Source organism: Mesorhizobium sp. AR07, from assembly GCF_024746815.1.
GTDB lineage: Bacteria > Pseudomonadota > Alphaproteobacteria > Rhizobiales > Rhizobiaceae > Mesorhizobium.
This window is the reverse complement of the sequence record NZ_CP080525.1, coordinates 4121956-4139802: the sequence shown is the minus strand read 5'-3', so window position 1 is coordinate 4139802 and position 17847 is coordinate 4121956. Positions and strand designations below refer to the sequence as shown.

Sequence of the window (17847 nt, the reverse complement as noted above, 5' to 3'; positions counted from 1 at the left end):
AGGTCATGGTTGCTTCATTCTGATGGCTCGCCCGCTGCCTGGAACCCGAGCGCTGAGGACGCTGGAAGCCGCCGCCCGGCACCTCAACTTCACCCGTGCCGCCGACGAGCTCGGCCTGACGCCAGCCGCGGTCAGCCATCAGATCAAGGAAATCGAGGATCAGCTCGGCATCGTGCTGTTCACGCGCACCAGCCGCACCATTCGGCTGACGGCGGCGGGCACGATGCTGTTCGAGGCTTCGATCGATGCGCTCGACCTGCTTGGCCGGGCCGTCTCGCGAGCGCAAAAGATGACGCGCGGCACGGCGCTGCTGAAAGTGACGCTGGATGCACAGTTCGCGACAAAATGGCTGATGCGGCGCGTCGATGACTTTCGCAAGCATCAGCCAGGCATCGACCTGCGCTTCGACATTACCTATGAATTGCGCGACTTCGACCTGGACGACGTCGATGTCGGCATCCGTTTCGGCGCGGGCAAATATCCGGGCCTTTGCGCCCACCGGCTGTTCGACAACGTCATCATTCCTGTCTGCAGCCCGGCCTTGCTGCGGGGGGGGTTGCCGCTGAAGGAACCGCGCGACCTGTTCCATCACACGCTTGCCCATATCGAGTGGTCCCGCCTCGGCATCATATGGCCGAACTGGCGCATGTGGATGGCGGCGGCCGGGGTCGACGATTTCGACGACAGCCGGACGATCGTTTTCGTCAATTCCTCGGATGCCGTGCAGGCGGCGCTCGACGGCAATGCCGTCGCGCTGGCCGATTTCTTCATGGTGGCGCACGATCTTTCCGAGGGCAGGCTGGTGCAACCGTTTGAACTGGGCATCAAGGTAAAGCCCGACTTCGCCTATCACGTCGTCTATCCCGTCGGATCCGCTGACGACGCCCGGATCATCGCCTTCAAGGACTGGATCCTGAACGAAGTCCACAACCCGCAGCCAGACCCTACACGTCGAAGCTGGGATGAGCTTTGATGCATGTCGCGCAAAAGTGGCCGCGGTTTTGTGAGAACGACATGCATCAAACAAAGACTCAAGGCGCGTCGCCTGAATGCGCCTTCAGGCAGCCTCCCGCTGGCCGGCGGCGTCTATCGTTTTCGTGACTGGGGCGTTCAGCCCGTCGCCGCCGCGCCAAGCCAACCGATCACCGCGCCGATGATCAGCAGCACGCCGAGCCAGTGGCCGCCGTCGATAAGGGTCAGGTCCCAGCCGAAATTCTGATAGCGATGGTTGGCCGAGAGCGTCGTGGCGACGAACCCCAGCCAAAGCACGAAGCCGAAGACAAGTCCGGCGAGCAATGTCGGCTCGCCGCCGGTCATCGCCCCGACAACCAGGGCCATGATGTAGGCCATGACCAGTTCGGCGATGAAGCTGATTACGAAGGGCAGCGGTGATTTCTTCATCGCGGCCGGATCGAGCTTGGCGGCCTTCAGCCACGGCTTGCTCAGGCCCATGTACCAGACGGCGCCGAACAACCATGCCACGACGGCGGCGGCAATCACCGCCAGCCAGTTCACTGCTGAAAAATCCATGAGTTCCCCCTCCGATTTGTATCTTATGGAAACGCCTGTTCGGCGATGGCGTCAAGCAAACCGCCAGACCGTGGTGCGCTTGACCAGCGAATCCTCCAAGGCCCGGGTGACGGCCACTTCATAGACCGCAAGCGGCTCCAGCCCTGCCTTCGGCATATACGACCGGCCGGGATCGCCGACGAGGATCTCGCCGCCGCGCGCCTTCAGCGTTGCGAACCACGGCATCAGCCGGTCGGCGAAGGTTTTGTCGTAGAAAACATCGCCGGCCAGGACTACGTCCCAGCCCGCATCGGTGCCGATGCAATCCGTGCCGAGAAAGTCGATCCCGACAGCGTTGGCTTGCGCATTGAGGCGGATCGCGGTCGCACAGAACGGATCGATGTCGGTTGCGATCACCTTGGCAGCACCGGCCTTGGCGGCGGCAATGGCGACAAGGCCGGAGCCGGAAGCAAAATCGAGCACGCGCTTGCCCCGCACCATGGCCGGATTGTCGATGATATGGCGAGCCAGGCCCTGGCCGCCGGCCCAGGCGAAGGCCCAGAAGGGCGGCGGCAGGCCGATCTCGACCAGTTCGTCCTCGGTCCGCTGCCACAAATCATGCGCTTCATCGGCAAGATGAAGCAGGATTTCCGGCACGTGCGGCGCCGCCATCAGCGCCGTGTTGTCGAGGATGAATTGCTTCGCGCTGTCGGGCGTGAGCGCCGTCACGGAGCCGGTGTCAAGCCGCCCATGCGGCAGACTTCCTTCCACTCGGCCGGCGTCACCGGCTGCACGGAAAGCCGCCCGAGCCGCACCAGCGCCATCTCGGCAAGCTTCGGATTGGCCTTGACCTGTTCCAATGTCGGCGGGTTCGGCACGTCCTTGAAGGCGCGGATGTCGACGCATTCCCAGCGCGGATCGTCGGTCGTGCTGTCGGGATGGGCCAGCGCGCAGACCTCGGCGATGCCGACCACGTTCAGCCCCTCATTGGAATGGTAGAAGAAGCCGAGATCGCCGATCTGCATCGCCTTCATGTTGTTGCGCGCGGCATAGTTGCGCACGCCGTCCCATTGCGTGCCGGCCTTGCCCTTGGCCTTCAGTGCCTCGAAGGAGAAGACCGAGGGTTCGGATTTGAACAGCCAGTAGTTCATTTCTTTTGCTCCTCCTTGCGGGTCATCCGCCAGCGACCGGGATTAACTAGCCGCCGGCTTGTTGAACGTCCAGTTCCACTGGCGGATTTCGACGCTTTCGAACAGCCCGGCCTTGGCGTACGGGTCGGCGGCGGACAAGGCCTGTGCACCGGCCAGATCCGGCGCCTCGACGACCACGAGGCTGCCGTTGGGCTTGCCTTCGGCATCGAGGAATGGACCGGCAAAAGCCAATTTCTTCTCGGCGTTCAGCCCTTCGAGAAAGGCAACATGCACGGGCCGGGTGTCGAGGCGCACCTGCAGGCTTGCGGGCTTGTCCTTGCAAATCAAAGCAAACAGCATGGTCTTTCTCCTGGTCTTGGAATCACTGTCTTGGGGATCAATCGTTGGTTTCGGTCTTTAGTGGCCGGGTCATCAACGCCGTCACAGCCTGCCGGATGGTGATGGTGCCGTCCAGTATGGCGGCGACCGCAGCGATGATCGGTGCGTCGATGTTGCGCTCGATGGCGATGCGGGCGGCGATCGCCGCCGTCGGCACGCCTTCGGCCAGTGGCAGTCCGGCAAGCGGTTTGCCTTGCCCGAGCGCCAGCCCATAGGCGAAGTTGCGCGACTGGGCCGACGAGCAGGTGAGCAGCAGGTCACCGAGGCCGGAAAGTCCCATCAGCGTCTCGGGCCGGGCGTCGAAAGCGGCACCGATGCGCCGCAATTCGACGAAGCCGCGCGTCACCATGGCGGCCTGGGCGCTGGCACCGAGCCCGGCGCCGGTGACCGCACCGGCGGCGATGGCGAAGACGTTCTTCAGGGCGCCGCCGATCTCGACGCCGATGAGGTCGTCGCTCGAATAGCAGCGCAGATTCTCCGCCGAAAAGCGGGCGGCGAGGTCCGCGGCCAGAGCCGCATCGCGGGCGGCGACCACCACGGCCGTCGGCAGGCCCCTGGCGACATCGGTGGCGAAGCTCGGGCCGGACAGAGCGGCGACCGGATTTCGCGGCAGGATCTCCTCGGCAATCGCCGACAGCAAGGCGCCAGTGTCGCGCTCGATGCCCTTGGCGCAGAGAACGAGCGGGATATCGGCCGGCATATGGTCTTTCGCGGCCGCCAGCGTTGCCCGCAGCGATTGCGCCGGTGTCACCGCCAGCACGCAATCGGCGCCAGTAAGCGCTGTCTTGATGTCGCTCGTCGCCGCGATGCCGGGCGCGATGGCGATGCCGGGCAGATAGCGCGGGTTCTCGCCTTGGCCGATCGAGGCGACGGTGTCCGGGTCGCGCGCGAACAGCCGCACCGAGTGGCCGGCGCGCAGCATGGCCAGCGCCAGCGCCGTGCCCCAGGCGCCGCCGCCCAGCACGCTGACACGCCAGCCGCTTTTGCCCGACCTGGCCATATCTTGACTGTTCGCGCCTGGACCAGTCATGCCTTGGCTCCGCGCCGACCGGAGCCGACCATCGGCGTCGAAATGCTGTCCAGCGGCCAACGCGAACGCGGCACGAAGTCGAAGCCGTTTTCCTGCGCCATACCTTGGCGCAGCCGTTCGATGCCGGCCCAGGCGATCATCGCCGCATTGTCGGTGCACAGTTTCAGCGGCGGTGCGACGAAGGTGAAACCGGCCTCGTTGCACTGCCGTTCCAGTGTCGCCTTGATCGTGCGGTTGGCGGCGACGCCGCCGGCAACGACCAGCGCCGGGTGTTTGGTGGCGGGAAACGTCTCGCGGAACCGGCGTAGCGCGCGCGCGACACGGTCGGCCAGCGCATCGGCGACCGCCGCCTGGAACGAGGCGCAGATATCGGCGACATCCTGGTCGCTCAACGGAGCAATGGCGGTCGCCGCCTGGCGCACGGCCGTCTTCAAACCGGAGAAGGAAAAGTCGGGCTGTGCCGAGCCCTTCATCGGACGCGGAAAGGCAAAGCGTGCTGCATCACCAGCCTGTGCCGCCTTCTCGACATTCGGTCCACCGGGATAGGGCAGCGCGAGCATCTTGGCCGTCTTGTCGAAGGCTTCGCCGAGCGCGTCGTCTATGGTGGTTGCCCAGCGCTGATAGTCGCCGACGCCGCGCACGGCGAGGATCTGCGTATGACCGCCGGAGACCAGCAGCAGCAGATAGGGAAAATCGAGCCCGTCGGTCAATCGTGCAGTCAAGGCATGGCCTTCGAGGTGGTTGATGGCGATCAATGGCTTGTTCGCTGCTGCGGCGATGGCCTTGGCGGTCATCAGCCCGACAATCAGCCCGCCGACCAGGCCGGGGCCGGCGGTGGCGGCAATGGCATCGATATCGGCAAGTGCCGTGCCCGAATCAGCAAGCGCTGCCTCAATGATGCCGTCCAGCGCTTCGACATGGGCGCGCGCGGCGATCTCCGGCACGACGCCGCCGAAGGCGGCATGCTCCTCGATCTGGCTGAGCACGATGTTGGACAGGATTTTCGGCGCAGCATCGCCGTCCAGCGCCACGACGCTTGCCGCGGTCTCGTCACAACTCGTCTCAATGCCCAGAACGCGGATCAATTCGTCGCTGTCCCAATAGATTGTATGTCCGGGCTTTCCGCTTTAGGACAAAGCCCGGAAAACCTCGCTGGCCGGGGGTTATCACGGACTGCATGCCATGCAAACAATCTTGAGAATCGGAACGCGCGGCAGCCCGCTGGCGCTGGCACAGGCGCAGGAAACGCAGGCGCGGCTGATCGCGGCGCACGGCATGCCGGCGGAGGCATTCGAGATCGTCGCCATCTCGACCAGCGGCGACCGCATCCAGGACCGGTCGCTGTCGGAAGCCGGCGGCAAGGGGCTGTTCACCAAGGAGATCGAGGAGGCGCTGCTGGCGGGCCGGATCGACATCGCCGTGCATTCGTCGAAGGACATGCCGACACAACTGCCAGACGGTCTGGAACTCAGCGCCTTCCTGCCGCGCGAGGACGCGCGCGATGCCTTTGTCGGCAAAGCGGCGAAGACGATCGCCGAGCTGCCGCGCGGGGCGAAGGTCGGCTCATCGTCGCTGCGGCGGCAGGCGCTGATCCGCAGGATGCGGCCGGATCTCGACGTGGTGATGTTCCGCGGCAACGTGCAGACACGCCTGCGCAAGCTCGAGGAAGGGGTCGCCGCCGGCACCATTCTAGCCTATGCCGGGCTGAAACGGCTGGGACTCGAGCATGTCGTCACCGACCTGATGCCGCTCGACATCTTCCCGCCGGCACCGGGACAAGGCGCGATCTGCATCGAAAGCCGCATCGGCGATGGCGATGTCGAAAAGATGCTGGTGGCCATCCATGATCTGCCGACCGGACAGGCATTGGCCTGCGAGCGCGCCTTCCTGGCGGCGCTTGACGGTTCCTGCCGCACGCCGATCGCCGGTTATGCCTCGATCGAGGCCGGAGAGCTCTCCTTTGCCGGGCTGATCATCTCGCCTGACGGCACGCAGTCGCACGCGGTCGAGCTGCAAGGGCCGGCGCAGGACGCCGCCCGCATCGGCCAGGAAGCCGCCCGGACAGTGCGGGCCAAGGCCGGCGAAAAGTTCTTCGACGGCTGGCTCTGAAATGCGTCGCGTCCTGGTGACGAGACCTGAACCGGGCGCCTCGCGCACGGCGCACCGGCTGCGGGAGGTCGGTTTTCAGCCGATCCTTCTGCCCTTGACCGAAACCGTGGCGCTGCCGGTCGATGCCGGGCTCGTTCCTGACGATGCCGGGCTCGTTCTAGGCGATGCCATCGCCGTTGCCGTCACCAGCGCCAATGCCGTGCGCCATGCTTCCAAGGCGCTCATCGCATCGATCGCGGCCTTGCCTTGCCATGCCGTGGGAACAAGGACGGCGGAAGCCGCGCGCAAAGCGGGGTTTCTGTCGGTCAGCGAAGGCCAAGGCAATGCCGAAGCGCTTGCCGACGGTCTTGCTGGTGATTTCTCGGGGAAGACCATCGTCTATCTCTGCGGGCGCCTGCGGTTTCCGGCACTCGAACAAGAGCTGAAGATGGCGGGCGTTCGGGTCCGCGCCATCGAGACATATGACACGCTGGCGGTGGACTATTCGGACGAGGCCATCCTTGAGCGTCTGTCTAGCCAACCCGCCGATGTGGTGCTGCTCTATTCGGCCAAGGCCGCCGTCGCGGTGCAGATACTGGCCAGCCGGCCTGCTCTGCAAGAATTCTTTGAAAAAACAAGGTTTTTCGCTCTTTCGGCGCGCATCGCCACCGCCTTCGGCGATACCGCCAGCGAAAGAATCCACATTGCCGCGCGGCCCGACGAGGACGCGCTGCTGGCGCTTTTGCGGAGCGTGAGCTGACCCGCGTCATCACACCGCCCCTTTTCACCGCTTGGTGATGTGCTAGACCCTTTCTGAACCATCATGCGCCGCCAGGCGTTGAGACGAAGCGAATTGTGCGGAGCCCAGGTATGGTCAAGACGCCGAAGATGCGACACTCGAAAAGCCGCCGCGAGCCGGTGACCATCGATCTCGAGCCCGGCGCCGTCTCGCGCATCGTCGACGAGGACGCGGCCAAGCCCCAGGCCGGCGCCGAAGCAGCCCCAGTGGAGGCCGCCTCCCAAGCCGAGGTCCCCGAAGAGCCGGTGCATGCCGACCAGACCGATCTCGAACCCTGGGAGCATGCCGACGCCGCAGGACCGGCCGAGCCGGAGGCACCGACAGATGCCGGGGCCAAGACCACCGAACCGGAGCTGCCCTATCCGGCTGGCTCGGATGAGCCGCCCAATCGCGCCAAGGCTTTTGACTACAGCTTTGAAGATGCATCCGCCAAAACCAGCGAGACCAAACAGGCGGCGAGCAATGCCGAGGCAAGGAGTGAAACCATGGCAGTGCAGCCGAAGCGCGGCGGCATCAACGGCATCGCCGCTGGCATCATCGGTGGTGTCATTGCACTCGTCGGCGCCGGCGGGCTGCAATTTGCCGGCCTGCTCGGCGCGCCGGGTTCCGTCGCCTCGCTCGACGGCGTCAACAGCCAGATCGCCGCGCTGAAGAGCGAAATGGCCGGCCTCAAGGACACCGGCGGCAATGGCGACACGTCTGCCAAGGTCAACGGCCTGTCGTCCGCGCTGGATCAGGTCAAGAGCGATGTCGCGGCTCTGAAATCGGCGGTCGAGCATGGCGGCGCCGGTGACGCTGCCGGGGTGGCCACGCTGGGCGACAAGGTCAAGCAGATCGAAACGGCGGTCGCCGCCCTTGGCAAGGCCGGCGGTGCGGCGCCGGTCGATCTCGGCCCGCTCAACGAAAAGCTGGCTGGTCTCGATGCGCTGGTGAAATCCGCCGGCGAGGCGACGACGGCGCAGGATGGCCGGCTCACCGCACTCGAGCAGTCGGTGTCGCAGCTTTCCGGCAAGGTCGAGGCTGCGGCAGGACAGCCGAAGATCGCGCTGGCCATCGCCGCGTCGGCGCTGAAGGCAGCACTCGACCGTGGCACGCCGTTCTCGGCCGAACTCGAAACCTTTGCCGCGATTGCGCCGGACGCGCCGCAGCTTGCAACGCTGCGCCCCTATGCCGAGAAAGGCGTGCCCACTCATGCCGAGATCGCATCGCAAGCCGATGCCGCCGCCAGTGCCATGGTCGCCGCCGCAACGCCTGTCGATCAGAATGCCGGCTTCCTGCAGAACCTTTTGTCGAGCGCCGAATCGCTGGTCAAGGTCCGGCCGATCGGCGCCGTCGAAGGTGCCGGTGCGCCGGAAACCGTCGCGCGCATGGAGGTGGCGGTCAACCAGGGCGACTATGCCAAGGCGCTCAGCGAGTATGAAAAATTGCCCGAAGCCGCGAAGGCCGCCGGTGCCGACTTTGCCGGCAAATTGAAGGCGCGCATCGAGGTTGAAACGCAGGTCGACGCGCTGATCTCCGGCGCGATGAAGGCATGAGGGCAACACCATGATCCGCCTGCTAGCCTTCCTCATCGTCGTTTTCGCGCTCGGGCTCGGCTTTGCCTGGCTGGCCGACCGGCCGGGCGACATGGTCGCCACCTTCAACGGCTACCAATACCAGGTCAGCCTGATGGTCGCGGCGGTGGCGGTGGTTGCCGTCGTTGCCGGGGTGATGATCCTGTGGTGGCTGGTCAAGTCGCTGTGGACCAGCCCCTACACCATCTCGCGCTATTTCCGCGTGCGCCGCCGCGACCGCGGCTATCAGGCGCTGTCGACCGGCATGATCGCGGCCGGCGCCGGTGACGGCGCGCTGGCCCGCAAGAAGACCAAGGAAGCCGCCAAGCTGATCCGCTCCGACCAGGAGCCGCTGATCCATCTGCTCGAGGCGCAGGCATCGCTGCTCGAAGGCGATCATGAAGGCGCGCGGCAGAAGTTCGAAAGCATGCTCGACGATCCCGAAATGCGGCTGCTCGGCCTGCGCGGGCTTTATCTCGAAGCCGAACGGCTCGGCGACCGCAACGCCGCGCGGCACTATGCCGGCCGTGCCGCCGTGATGGCGCCGCAACTGGCCTGGGCGGCCGAATCGACCTTGGAAGAACTCACCGCGCGCGGCGACTGGGACGGTGCCTTGAAACTGGTCGACGCGCAGAAGTCGACACGGCAGATCGAGCGCGATGCCGCCAACCGCCGCCGCGCCGTGCTGCTGACGGCCAAGGCACAGGCGCTTGCCGACAGCGATCCCACCGCGGCCAGAACCGCGGCGATCGAGGCCAACCGGCTGCGGCCGGACTTCGCCCCCGCCGCCGTTGCCGCAGCCGCCGCGCTGTTCAAGCAGAACGATGTGCGCAAGGGCTCGAAAATTCTCGAGGCGGCGTGGAAGGCCGAGCCGCATCCGGAGATATCAGAACTCTATACCCATGCACGGCCGGGCGATGCCGTGCTCGACCGCCTCAACCGGGCGAAGAAGCTGCAGGAGATGAAGAAGAACCACGCCGAGTCGTCGATGACGGTGGCGCGCGCCGCACTCGACGCGCAGGATTTTTCGACCGCCCGCCGCGAGGCCGAAGCCGCGATCCGGATGGACCGCCGCGAGGGTGCTTATCTGCTCCTGGCCGACATCGAGGAGGCCGAAACCGGCGACCAGGGCAAGGTGCGGCAGCTGCTGTCGAGGGCGCTGCGGGCGCCGCGCGATCCGGCCTGGGTCGCCGATGGCGTCGTTTCCGAGCGCTGGGCGCCGGCATCGCCGGTCACCGGCCGGCTCGACGCCTTCGAATGGCGCGCACCGATGGAGCGGCTCGGCCATCTGATCGACAGCCATGACGATGCACCAGCCGCCTCCGTGCCGGCCATCGAAGCGCTGGCAAAGCCGGCCGGCGAAAGGCCGGTCGAGGTAATCGATGACGCCGGTGGCGAGACGTCGGCGGGCAAGCAAGCTGAAAGCCGCGAAGAAGATCATGTCAGGCCGATCACGGCGGCCGCCTTCGCCACGGTGCCGACCGATGCCGAGGCCGTCGAGCCGGCCGAGGAGCTTGCGCGGCTGCCGGACGATCCCGGCGTCGACCCGGACGAGGAAGCGGAAAAGTCGCGGCGTCGGTTTAGGCTGTTTTGAATTGGGCCGGCCGTCAGGCCGTTGGGGAATGGACTTATGTTTGAACGCGTTCTGTCATTTCTCAGGGATTTGCCGGCCGGTGCCGGCACGCATGCCGGCACCGACGATCCGCGCGTTGCGGCTTCGGCGCTGCTCTATCACGTCATGAATGCCGATGGTGTGCGCCAGGACGTCGAGTGGGAGCGGTTCAAGGCGGTGCTGGCCGAGAGCTATTCGATCAGCGGCGCCGAACTCGAAGCGCTCGCCGCCGCCGGCGAGCGGGCCGATAACGAAGCGATCGATCTCTATGCCTTCACCAGTGTGCTCAAGCGTCACCTCGATGCCGATGCGCGCAAAGCTTTCATCGGCTTGATGTGGGAGATCGTCTATGCCGATGGCGAGTTGCACGAGTTGGAGGACAACACGGTCTGGCGCGTCGCCGAACTGATCGGCGTCGAACGCCGCGACCGCGTCGAGGCGCGCCGCAAGGCGGCGGCGCAAGCACCCGGCGCGACCGGGACATCGAGCGACGAATAGACGGGATTTCGCCTGCCCATGCCGCGCCAAACAAGTTCGAAGCCAAAGATCCTGATCGTGCTGCATCAGGAGAATTCGAGCTCCGGACGCGTCGGCCACATGCTTTTGGAAGAAGGTTTCGAGCTCGACATTCGCCGGCCGCCGCTTGGCGATGCCTTGCCGGAAACACTGGACGGCCACGCCGGCACGGTGGTGTTCGGCGGCCCGATGAGCGCCAATGACGAGGACGAGTTCGTCCGCCGCGAGACCGCCTGGCTGGAAATTCCGCTCAGGGAGAACCGGCCGTTCCTCGGCATCTGCCTTGGTGCGCAAATGCTGGTCAACCATCTCGGCGGCAAGGTCGAGGGTCATGGCGAAGGGCTGGTCGAGATCGGCTGGTATCCGCTGAAGGCGACAGACGCCGGCAAGAAACTGATGCACTGGCCGGAGATGGTCTATCAGTTCCACCGTGAGGGCTTTTCGCTGCCGAGGGACGCGACGCTGCTGGCGACGGCGGAAACCTATCCCAACCAGGCCTTCCGCTACGGCGACAATGCCTGGGGCATCCAGTTCCATGGCGAACTGACCAGGGTGATGATGCAGCGCTGGGTGGTGCGCGGCGCCCAGCGTTTCGAATTGCCGGGCGCGCAGCCCGGCCGCGATCATCTCGGCGGCCGGCTGATCTGGGACATGCACCTCAAGCGCTGGCTGGACGAATTCCTGCGGATGATTTTCGGCAAGCCGGTAGTGCGGTAAACGTCAGTTCCGCCCATCGAGGTGGCGCACCTTGCGCAGCTGCGGAAACAGCACCATCCACAGTCCCACCACGACAGCCGCGCCGACGCCGCCGACCACGACGGCCGGAACCGTGCCGATCAGCGCCGCCATGGTGCCGGCGCGGAATTCGCCCAATTCGTTGGAAGCACCGACAAACACCTGGTTGACGGCGTTGACGCGGCCACGCACATGGTCGGGCGTCCACAGCTGGATCAGGGTCTCCCTGATGTAGACGCTGAACATGTCGGTGGCGCCGAGGCAGGCAAGCGCTGCGATCGACAGCCAGGTGACGGTCGACAGGCCAAACAGCACGGTGCAGGCGCCGAATGCCGCGGCAGAGCAGAGCATGATCATGCCAGCGTGGTTGCGAAGCGGATGGCCGGCCAGCCAGACGGCGACGCAGATGGCGCCGACACTCGGCGCCGAGCGCAGCAGGCCGAGACCCCAGGGACCGAGATGGAGAATGTCGCGGGCGTAGATCGGCAGCAAGGCTGAGGCGCCCGACAGCAGCACGGCGAACAGATCGAGCGAGATGGCGCCAAGCACGATCTTCTCGCTCCAGATGTAGCTGAACCCACCGAACAGGTTCTGCAGCGTCGGTTTTTCGGTCTCGGTGTGCTGCGAGGGCTTCGGGATGGTGAAGATCAGCAGCCCGGCGGCCAGCATCAGCACGGCGGCGGTGCCGTAGGCCACTTCCGCCGACACGCCATAGAGCAGGCCGCCGGCGACCGGCCCGACGATGGTCGCCGTCTGCCAGGCCGACGAATTCCAGGCGATGGCGTTGGCGAAATCCTCAGGTGGTACGAGGTTGGCGAACAGCGAGGCGGAGGCCGGGCCGAAGAAGGCGCGGGCGACGCCGAACATGGCGAGCACGGCGAAGATCGGCAGCGGTCCGCTGATGCCGCGCAGCGTCAGAAACAGCAGCGCCAGCGCGCAGATCGCCTCCACCACCACCGCCAGCGCCATGATCAGGCGGCGGCCGAAGCGGTCGGCGACGACGCCGGTGACCAGCACCAGCAGCAGCGACGGCAGGAACTGGACGATGCCGACCAGGCCGAGATCGAGCGGGTCGCGGGTCAGGTCGTACATCTGCCAGCCGACCGCGACGGACACGATCATGGTGGCGAATGTGGTGAGGAAACGCGCCGCCCAATAGCTCAGGAAGGAGCGGTGGCGGAACGCGGCATAGCGCTGGTCGGGTGATAGTTGGGCTTGGGATGTCATGGATATGGCCCCGCTGCGATGGCATCGGCCGGCGGGGCACTTCCCGGATGGGCGCTGTTCCGGCCAAGGGAACTTCTAACAAAGTTCGCTGCGCGATGTGCGCCAAAATCAGCACTGGATCAAGGAATTTTCAGCCTGTTCCGTTGATCGAACGAGGACGTTATTCCCTCAGCGCGGCGGAGATGGCGTCCAAGCCGCCCCTCAATTCGGCTTCTGTCGGCCAGCCGAAACCAATGCGGAAGAAGCGCTTCTCCATTTCGAACCAGTGGCCGGGTCCGACATAGGTGCCGTGGTTTTCCAGCAGGTTGACGTAGAACCGGTCGAGGTTGAAGCCGGGATCGACATTCAGGCGCGGGAAACCGACGACGCCGCCTTCGGGCCGCACCCAGTCGACCAGCGGCTCGCGGTCGATCCAGGCCTGGACGATGTCGCGGCGCCTGGCCATTTCGGGCAGCAGCGTCGCCAGGAACGCGTCCCGGCGCTCAAGCATGCCGCGCGCAATGCCTTCGTCGATGACGCTGCCGCAGATGCCGATCTGCTCCTTGGCGGCGAGGAATTTTTCCTGCAACGCCACATCCCTGGTGATCAGCCAGCCGATGCGGATACCGGGAATGCCGAAGGCCTTGGACAGCGACGAGACGCTGATCGCCTTCCGGCTCAGCGAGGCCGCCGACGGCAGGTGCTTGCCATAGGAGAGGTCGCGATAGGTTTCGTCGACCAGCAGATGACAATTGCTGCGCTCGGCGAGCGCGACCAGCGCATCGAGTTCGGCCCGGTTCATCATCGTGCCGGTCGGGTTGTGCGGGCAGGTGACGTTGATCAGCCTGGTGTTCGGCCGGATCGCCGCGGCGACTTGGCTGACATCGATGGCGAAGCCGTTCTCGAAGGCCAGGTCGACAAAGCTGATGGCGCAGCCGATCGCCCTTGGGGTCTCGATGTTTGTGGCATAGTTGGGCCTGATGACGACCAGATGATCGTCCGCCGACAAAAGCGAGGTCGAGATGATGAACAAGGCACCGGCGGCACCGGCGGTGACCAGGACATCGTCGGGCGAAACGCCGACGTCCTGCGCCGCGATCAGCGCGCGCAACTCCTTGTCGCCGCGATGCTCGCCATAGAAAAGCGTAAGATCGGGCAAAGACAGGCCGATGTCGGAGAGTTTCTGGTCGGCGATCGAACTTTCGGAAAGATTGAAGCGGATACGGTCGTAGCCGTACTCTTCCGGCGCCTCTTTCTCGATCACCATCCTGGTGTAGTTCATGGCTTCCCCCCTCAAAGAACCTATCCGGTTTATCCAAGCCACAAAAACATGAAGCCTGCCAAGGCGGTTTCGCCGGCAGGCTTCAATCAATCCATTGGCTCAGCGCCAAATTTAGGTCTTTGTTTCAGGAAGGCACTTTGGGGCGACCTGCCTCAGGCCGAAGCCTTCGCCTTCCTGCCCTTGACGGGTGCCTTCACGGGGGCAGCCTTGCGGCCGAGGCCGATCGACTTCGCCAGCAGCGAACGCGAAGCGGCATAATTGGGGGCGACCATCGGATAGTCCGATGCCAAGCCCCATTTGGCGCGGTAGGCGTCCGGCGTCAGGTTGAAATGCACGCCGAGATGACGCTTCAGGGATTTGAACTTCTTGCCGTCTTCGAGGCAGATGATGAAGTCCGGCGTCACCGACTTCTTGGGGTTGACCGCCGGGACCAGCGGCGCCGCCACCGGCACCACCGGCTGGCCAAGCCCGCTTATCGACGCGCTGACGCTGGCGATCAGGTCGGCGAGACCAGAAACGGGCAAGCGGTTCTTCTCGACGTAAGCGGACACGATGTGAGCGGTCAGCTCGAGCAGGTCGATGTCTTTACGGGCGCTGTCGTTATCGTCGGTCAATCTATTTCTCCGTCTAAAGCGAATGACCTGAAAATCGGATTCGATTTCCGGAAAGGATCATGCGCGAAATCAAAATGCTACGGCGTCCTTTGTGCATCCACAGGACGGGCGGCGTTGTTGTAGCGCGAAATTCCTAGTCGGCAAATCTGCGCAATGCAATGACTTGGCGTCGCGTCACACGTTATTTTGAACAACTATATTGAACAATAACAATATCAGACTATCAGCGCCTTGTCGCGCCACAAACGAAATCCGCCTTCGAAGGCGCGTGTGTTGTCGCCGCGCCTGGTGTCGGCGGGCAAGTCATCGAGCTTGTCGACATTGCCGCCGCCAATGACGACATAGTCCGGCTGCATGGCGGCACGAAGCCGGTCGACGACGTCGAAAACATATTTGCGCCATTTCTTCTTGCCGCGCTTTTCCAGGCCGCGTTCGCCGACATAGTCCTCGAAACTCTTGCCCTTCTTGTAGGGAAGGTGGGCGAGTTCCATCGGTTGGGCGACATTGTCGACGATCATCGCGGCACCGAGGCCGGTTCCCAGCCCGACGAACAGCATGCGGCCGCCCTCATAGCTGCCGATGGCCTGCATCAGCGCGTCGTTGACCATCTTCACCGGCTTGCCGAATTGCGCGGCGAAATCGTAGCCAACCCAACCCTTGCCGAGATTGGCAGGGTCGGTGAGCGGCCTGTTGTGGTTGACCGGACCAGGATAACCCATCGAGATGACGTCGTAGGACAGGCCCTCGGCGAGCTTCTTCACCGCATCGGTCATCTGTTGCGGCGTCAGGCCGGGCCCGGAATCGACGCGGCGCTCCGCGCCGCCGGCGCTCGTGAGGATCTTGACATGCGAGCCGCCGATATCGATCGAAAGCACGATCTTTTCGCCGTCCGATGCTGGTTGCTTCACCGCCTTGGCCATCGCGTCATCTCCATTCATTTTACCGGATCAATCCAGCCATTGGGCGGTCCGAACCCGGCCATGACATCGGCGGGTCCCCATGTGAGCGGCTCGTAGAGGTGCGGCGGCGTGGTGTCGCCGAGCACCGGGCCGACGATGCGCCATGCCAGTTCGCTGGCATCCTGGCGGGTGAACAGCTGGCCGTTGCCGTTCATGGCATCGCCGATCAGCCGCTCATAGGGCGGCATATCGCTCTTGCTGTCGTCGAGTGCCGTCAACTCGACCTGCTCGCCAATCATGTCGTCGCCCGGCGCCTTGCGCTGGGCGCCGATTGCGATCATCACTTGCGGATCGATGCGGAAGCGGACGTAATTCTGGTCGGCGGGCTTGATCGGGTCGAAGACGTCGAGCGGCGGCCGCTTCAGCCGCACCACCACCTCTGTGACATGCACAGGCATGTTCTTGCCGGCGCGGATGAAGAACGGCACGTCCTGCCAGCGCCAGGTGTCGACGAAGAAGCGCGCCGCCGCGAAGGTCTCGACCGGTGAGTTCGGCGCCACGCCCGGTTCGGCGAGATAGCCTTTGAACTGGCCGCGCACGACATCGTCCTTGGTCAGCGTCCTGATCGCGCGCAGCACCTGCACCTTCTCGTCGATCAAATCGTCGGCCGAGCGGCCGACGGGCGGCTCCATGGCGAGCAGCAGGAGAATGTTCAGCAGATGGTTCTCGATGACGTCCCTGATGCAGCCGACATCGTCATAGAAGCGGCCACGGCCTTCGACACCGAAATCCTCGGCCATGGTGATCTGCACGCTCTCGACGAAGTTGCGGTTCCAGATCGGCTCCAGGAAGGAATTGGCGAAGCGGAAATAGAGCAGGTTCTGGATCGCTTCCTTGCCGAGATAGTGGTCGATGCGGAAGATCGACTGTTCGTCGAACACCAGGTGCAGCACCCGGTTCAGCCAGCGCGCCGATTGCAGATCGTGACCAAAAGGCTTTTCCACCATCAGCCGCGCGCCGTGCGCGGTGCCGGATTGCTCCAATCCCTGGACGACGGTCTCGAACATGGTCGGCGGCACCGCCATGTAGTGCAGCGGCCGCTGTGCCGTGCCGAGCGCGCTTTTCAGTTTCTCGAACGTCGCCGGATCGCGATAGTCGCCGCTGACGTAGCGCAGCAGGGAGGCGAACTTGGCGAACACTTTTTCGTCGATCTTGCCGAGCGTATTGACGATGCCGTCGCGGGCGCGCGCCTGCAATTGCTTGAGGTCCCAGGCGTCGAACGCGACGCCGATCACCGGTTCGGTGAGCGTGCCCTTGGCGACCATCTGATAAAGGGCCGGAAATATCTTCTTGTGGGCGAGGTCGCCGGTGGCTCCGAAGAGCACCAGCGTATCGGACCGTTCCTGGCTCATGAGCGTGTCTCCCCTGTCGCCGTCACTTGCCGTCCTTCGGCTTCTCGACATGGCCGCCAAAGGCATAACGCATGGCGGACAGAAGCTTGTCGGCGAATTCGGATTCGCCTTGCGAGGAGAAGCGGTCGAACAGCGCCGACGACAGCACCGGCGCCGGCACGCCAGTGTCGATCGCCGCCTTCAGCGTCCAGCGTCCTTCGCCGGAATCCGAAACCCGGCCGCCGAAATTCGCCAGCGAGGCGTCGGATTTGAGCGCGCCGGCGGTCAGGTCGAGCAGCCAGGAGCCGATGACGCTGCCATGCCGCCAGACCTCGGCGACATTGGCGAGATCGATGTCGAACTGGTAGTATTCGGGGTTCTGCAGCGGGCTGGTCTCGGCGTCGGCGGCGCGCTTGACCTTGCCGGAATTGCCGGCCTTCAGGATGTTCATGCCCTCGGCATAGGCGGCCATGACGCCGTATTCGATGCCGTTGTGGATCATCTTGACGAAATGGCCGGCACCACTCGGACCGCAATGCAGATAGCCGAAGGGCGCCGTGCCGGCCGCCTTGTCGGGCGCAGGTGCGCCGGCATCGGCGCCGGGCGCCAGCGTGGCGAAGATCGAATCGAGATGCTGGACCGCCTCGTCGGGTCCGCCGATCATCAGGCAGTAACCGCGGTCGAGGCCCCAGACGCCGCCGCTGGTGCCGACATCGACATAACTGATGCCCTTGTCCCTGAGCTTGGCCGCCCGGTCGACGTCGTCATGGTAGTAGGAATTGCCGCCGTCGATGATGATGTCGCCGGGTTCCATCATGGCCGCCACCTGGTCGACGATCTTGCCGGTGATCGCCGCTGGCAGCATCAGCCACACACAGCGCGGCTTGGCCAGCTTGCCGACGAATTCCGCAAGGGATGCCGCCCCCAAGGCGCCGTCGGTCACCAAAGCGGCGACGCTGGCGGGGTTGATGTCGTAGACGACGCATTGGTGGCCATCGCGCATCAGGCGCCGGACCATGTTGGCGCCCATCCGGCCCAGTCCCATCATTCCGATCTGCATGGCTTCGTCCCTGTTTCCTGGAGA

Annotated in this window: 19 protein-coding genes; 7 read left to right on the top strand and 12 right to left on the bottom strand. The window is 64.8% G+C overall.

The window, feature by feature from the left end:
* The first annotated feature begins 22 nt into the window (after positions 1-22).
* A complete protein-coding gene (gene gcvA, locus BPNPMPFG_RS21060; RefSeq protein WP_258590598.1) occupies positions 23-973 on the top strand; it encodes a transcriptional regulator GcvA in 951 nt (316 codons plus the stop codon).
* 137 nt (positions 974-1110) lie between these two features.
* Here the strand turns inward: gcvA and BPNPMPFG_RS21055 are convergent, their stop codons facing one another.
* The 6 genes from BPNPMPFG_RS21055 to tsaD are packed head-to-tail and all read right to left on the bottom strand — an operon-like array spanning position 1111 to position 5150.
* The gene (locus BPNPMPFG_RS21055; protein ID WP_258590597.1) at positions 1111-1530 is read right to left on the bottom strand and encodes a DUF1761 domain-containing protein; all 420 of its coding nucleotides are present in this window, start codon (positions 1528-1530) and stop codon (positions 1111-1113) included.
* Between the two features lie 51 nt (positions 1531-1581).
* Positions 1582-2238, bottom strand: coding sequence for a class I SAM-dependent methyltransferase (locus BPNPMPFG_RS21050; RefSeq protein ID WP_258590596.1), 657 nt, complete (start codon positions 2236-2238; stop codon positions 1582-1584).
* On the bottom strand, positions 2235-2660 hold the full coding sequence (locus BPNPMPFG_RS21045; protein ID WP_112621800.1) for an EVE domain-containing protein: 426 nt from the start codon (positions 2658-2660) through the stop codon (positions 2235-2237). Before BPNPMPFG_RS21045 ends, BPNPMPFG_RS21050 begins: the two co-directional genes overlap by 4 nt.
* A gap of 42 nt (positions 2661-2702) precedes the next feature.
* Complete coding sequence (locus BPNPMPFG_RS21040; protein WP_258590595.1) at positions 2703-2999, bottom strand: YciI-like protein; 297 nt, start codon at positions 2997-2999, stop codon at positions 2703-2705.
* 37 nt (positions 3000-3036) lie between these two features.
* Positions 3037-4068: an NAD(P)H-dependent glycerol-3-phosphate dehydrogenase gene (locus tag BPNPMPFG_RS21035; protein ID WP_258590594.1), complete on the bottom strand. Its 1032-nt coding sequence runs from the start codon at positions 4066-4068 to the stop codon at positions 3037-3039.
* Positions 4065-5150: a tRNA (adenosine(37)-N6)-threonylcarbamoyltransferase complex transferase subunit TsaD gene (gene tsaD / locus BPNPMPFG_RS21030; protein ID WP_258596841.1), complete on the bottom strand. Its 1086-nt coding sequence runs from the start codon at positions 5148-5150 to the stop codon at positions 4065-4067. Before tsaD ends, BPNPMPFG_RS21035 begins: the two co-directional genes overlap by 4 nt.
* Before the next feature lie 100 nt (positions 5151-5250).
* On the opposite strand from tsaD, the gene hemC reads away from it, so the two are divergent.
* The 6 genes from hemC (at position 5251) to BPNPMPFG_RS21000 (ending at position 11353) form a co-directional block, all read left to right on the top strand.
* Positions 5251-6177, top strand: coding sequence for a hydroxymethylbilane synthase (gene hemC, locus BPNPMPFG_RS21025; RefSeq protein ID WP_258590593.1), 927 nt, complete (start codon positions 5251-5253; stop codon positions 6175-6177).
* Between the two features lies 1 nt (position 6178).
* On the top strand, positions 6179-6916 hold the full coding sequence (locus BPNPMPFG_RS21020; RefSeq protein ID WP_258590592.1) for a uroporphyrinogen-III synthase: 738 nt from the start codon (positions 6179-6181) through the stop codon (positions 6914-6916).
* Positions 6917-7026: 110 nt separating this feature from the next.
* A complete protein-coding gene (locus BPNPMPFG_RS21015; RefSeq protein WP_258590591.1) occupies positions 7027-8490 on the top strand; it encodes a COG4223 family protein in 1464 nt (487 codons plus the stop codon).
* 10 nt (positions 8491-8500) lie between these two features.
* A complete protein-coding gene (locus BPNPMPFG_RS21010; RefSeq protein ID WP_258590590.1) occupies positions 8501-10102 on the top strand; it encodes a heme biosynthesis protein HemY in 1602 nt (533 codons plus the stop codon).
* Positions 10103-10138: 36 nt separating this feature from the next.
* The gene (locus BPNPMPFG_RS21005; protein WP_258590589.1) at positions 10139-10618 is read left to right on the top strand and encodes a tellurite resistance TerB family protein; all 480 of its coding nucleotides are present in this window, start codon (positions 10139-10141) and stop codon (positions 10616-10618) included.
* 18 nt (positions 10619-10636) lie between these two features.
* Positions 10637-11353 (top strand): glutamine amidotransferase, encoded by a 717-nt coding sequence (locus tag BPNPMPFG_RS21000; RefSeq protein WP_258590588.1) that lies wholly within the window; start codon positions 10637-10639, stop codon positions 11351-11353.
* A gap of 3 nt (positions 11354-11356) precedes the next feature.
* Here the strand turns inward: BPNPMPFG_RS21000 and BPNPMPFG_RS20995 are convergent, their stop codons facing one another.
* The 6 genes from BPNPMPFG_RS20995 to gnd form a co-directional block, all read right to left on the bottom strand.
* Positions 11357-12598, bottom strand: a complete 1242-nt coding sequence (locus tag BPNPMPFG_RS20995; protein WP_258590587.1) for an MFS transporter — start codon at positions 12596-12598, stop codon at positions 11357-11359.
* A gap of 160 nt (positions 12599-12758) precedes the next feature.
* Complete coding sequence (locus BPNPMPFG_RS20990) at positions 12759-13859, bottom strand: aminotransferase class I/II-fold pyridoxal phosphate-dependent enzyme (protein WP_258590586.1); 1101 nt, start codon at positions 13857-13859, stop codon at positions 12759-12761.
* Positions 13860-14011: 152 nt separating this feature from the next.
* Positions 14012-14473, bottom strand: coding sequence for a Ros/MucR family transcriptional regulator (locus tag BPNPMPFG_RS20985; RefSeq protein ID WP_258590585.1), 462 nt, complete (start codon positions 14471-14473; stop codon positions 14012-14014).
* 215 nt (positions 14474-14688) lie between these two features.
* A complete protein-coding gene (locus BPNPMPFG_RS20980) occupies positions 14689-15393 on the bottom strand; it encodes an ROK family protein (RefSeq protein ID WP_258596840.1) in 705 nt (234 codons plus the stop codon).
* A 14-nt stretch (positions 15394-15407) separates the two neighbouring features.
* The gene (zwf, locus tag BPNPMPFG_RS20975) at positions 15408-16784 is read right to left on the bottom strand and encodes a glucose-6-phosphate dehydrogenase (protein WP_258590584.1); all 1377 of its coding nucleotides are present in this window, start codon (positions 16782-16784) and stop codon (positions 15408-15410) included.
* Between the two features lie 22 nt (positions 16785-16806).
* On the bottom strand, positions 16807-17823 hold the full coding sequence (gene gnd, locus BPNPMPFG_RS20970; protein ID WP_258590583.1) for a phosphogluconate dehydrogenase (NAD(+)-dependent, decarboxylating): 1017 nt from the start codon (positions 17821-17823) through the stop codon (positions 16807-16809).
* Positions 17824-17847: the final 24 nt, after the last annotated feature.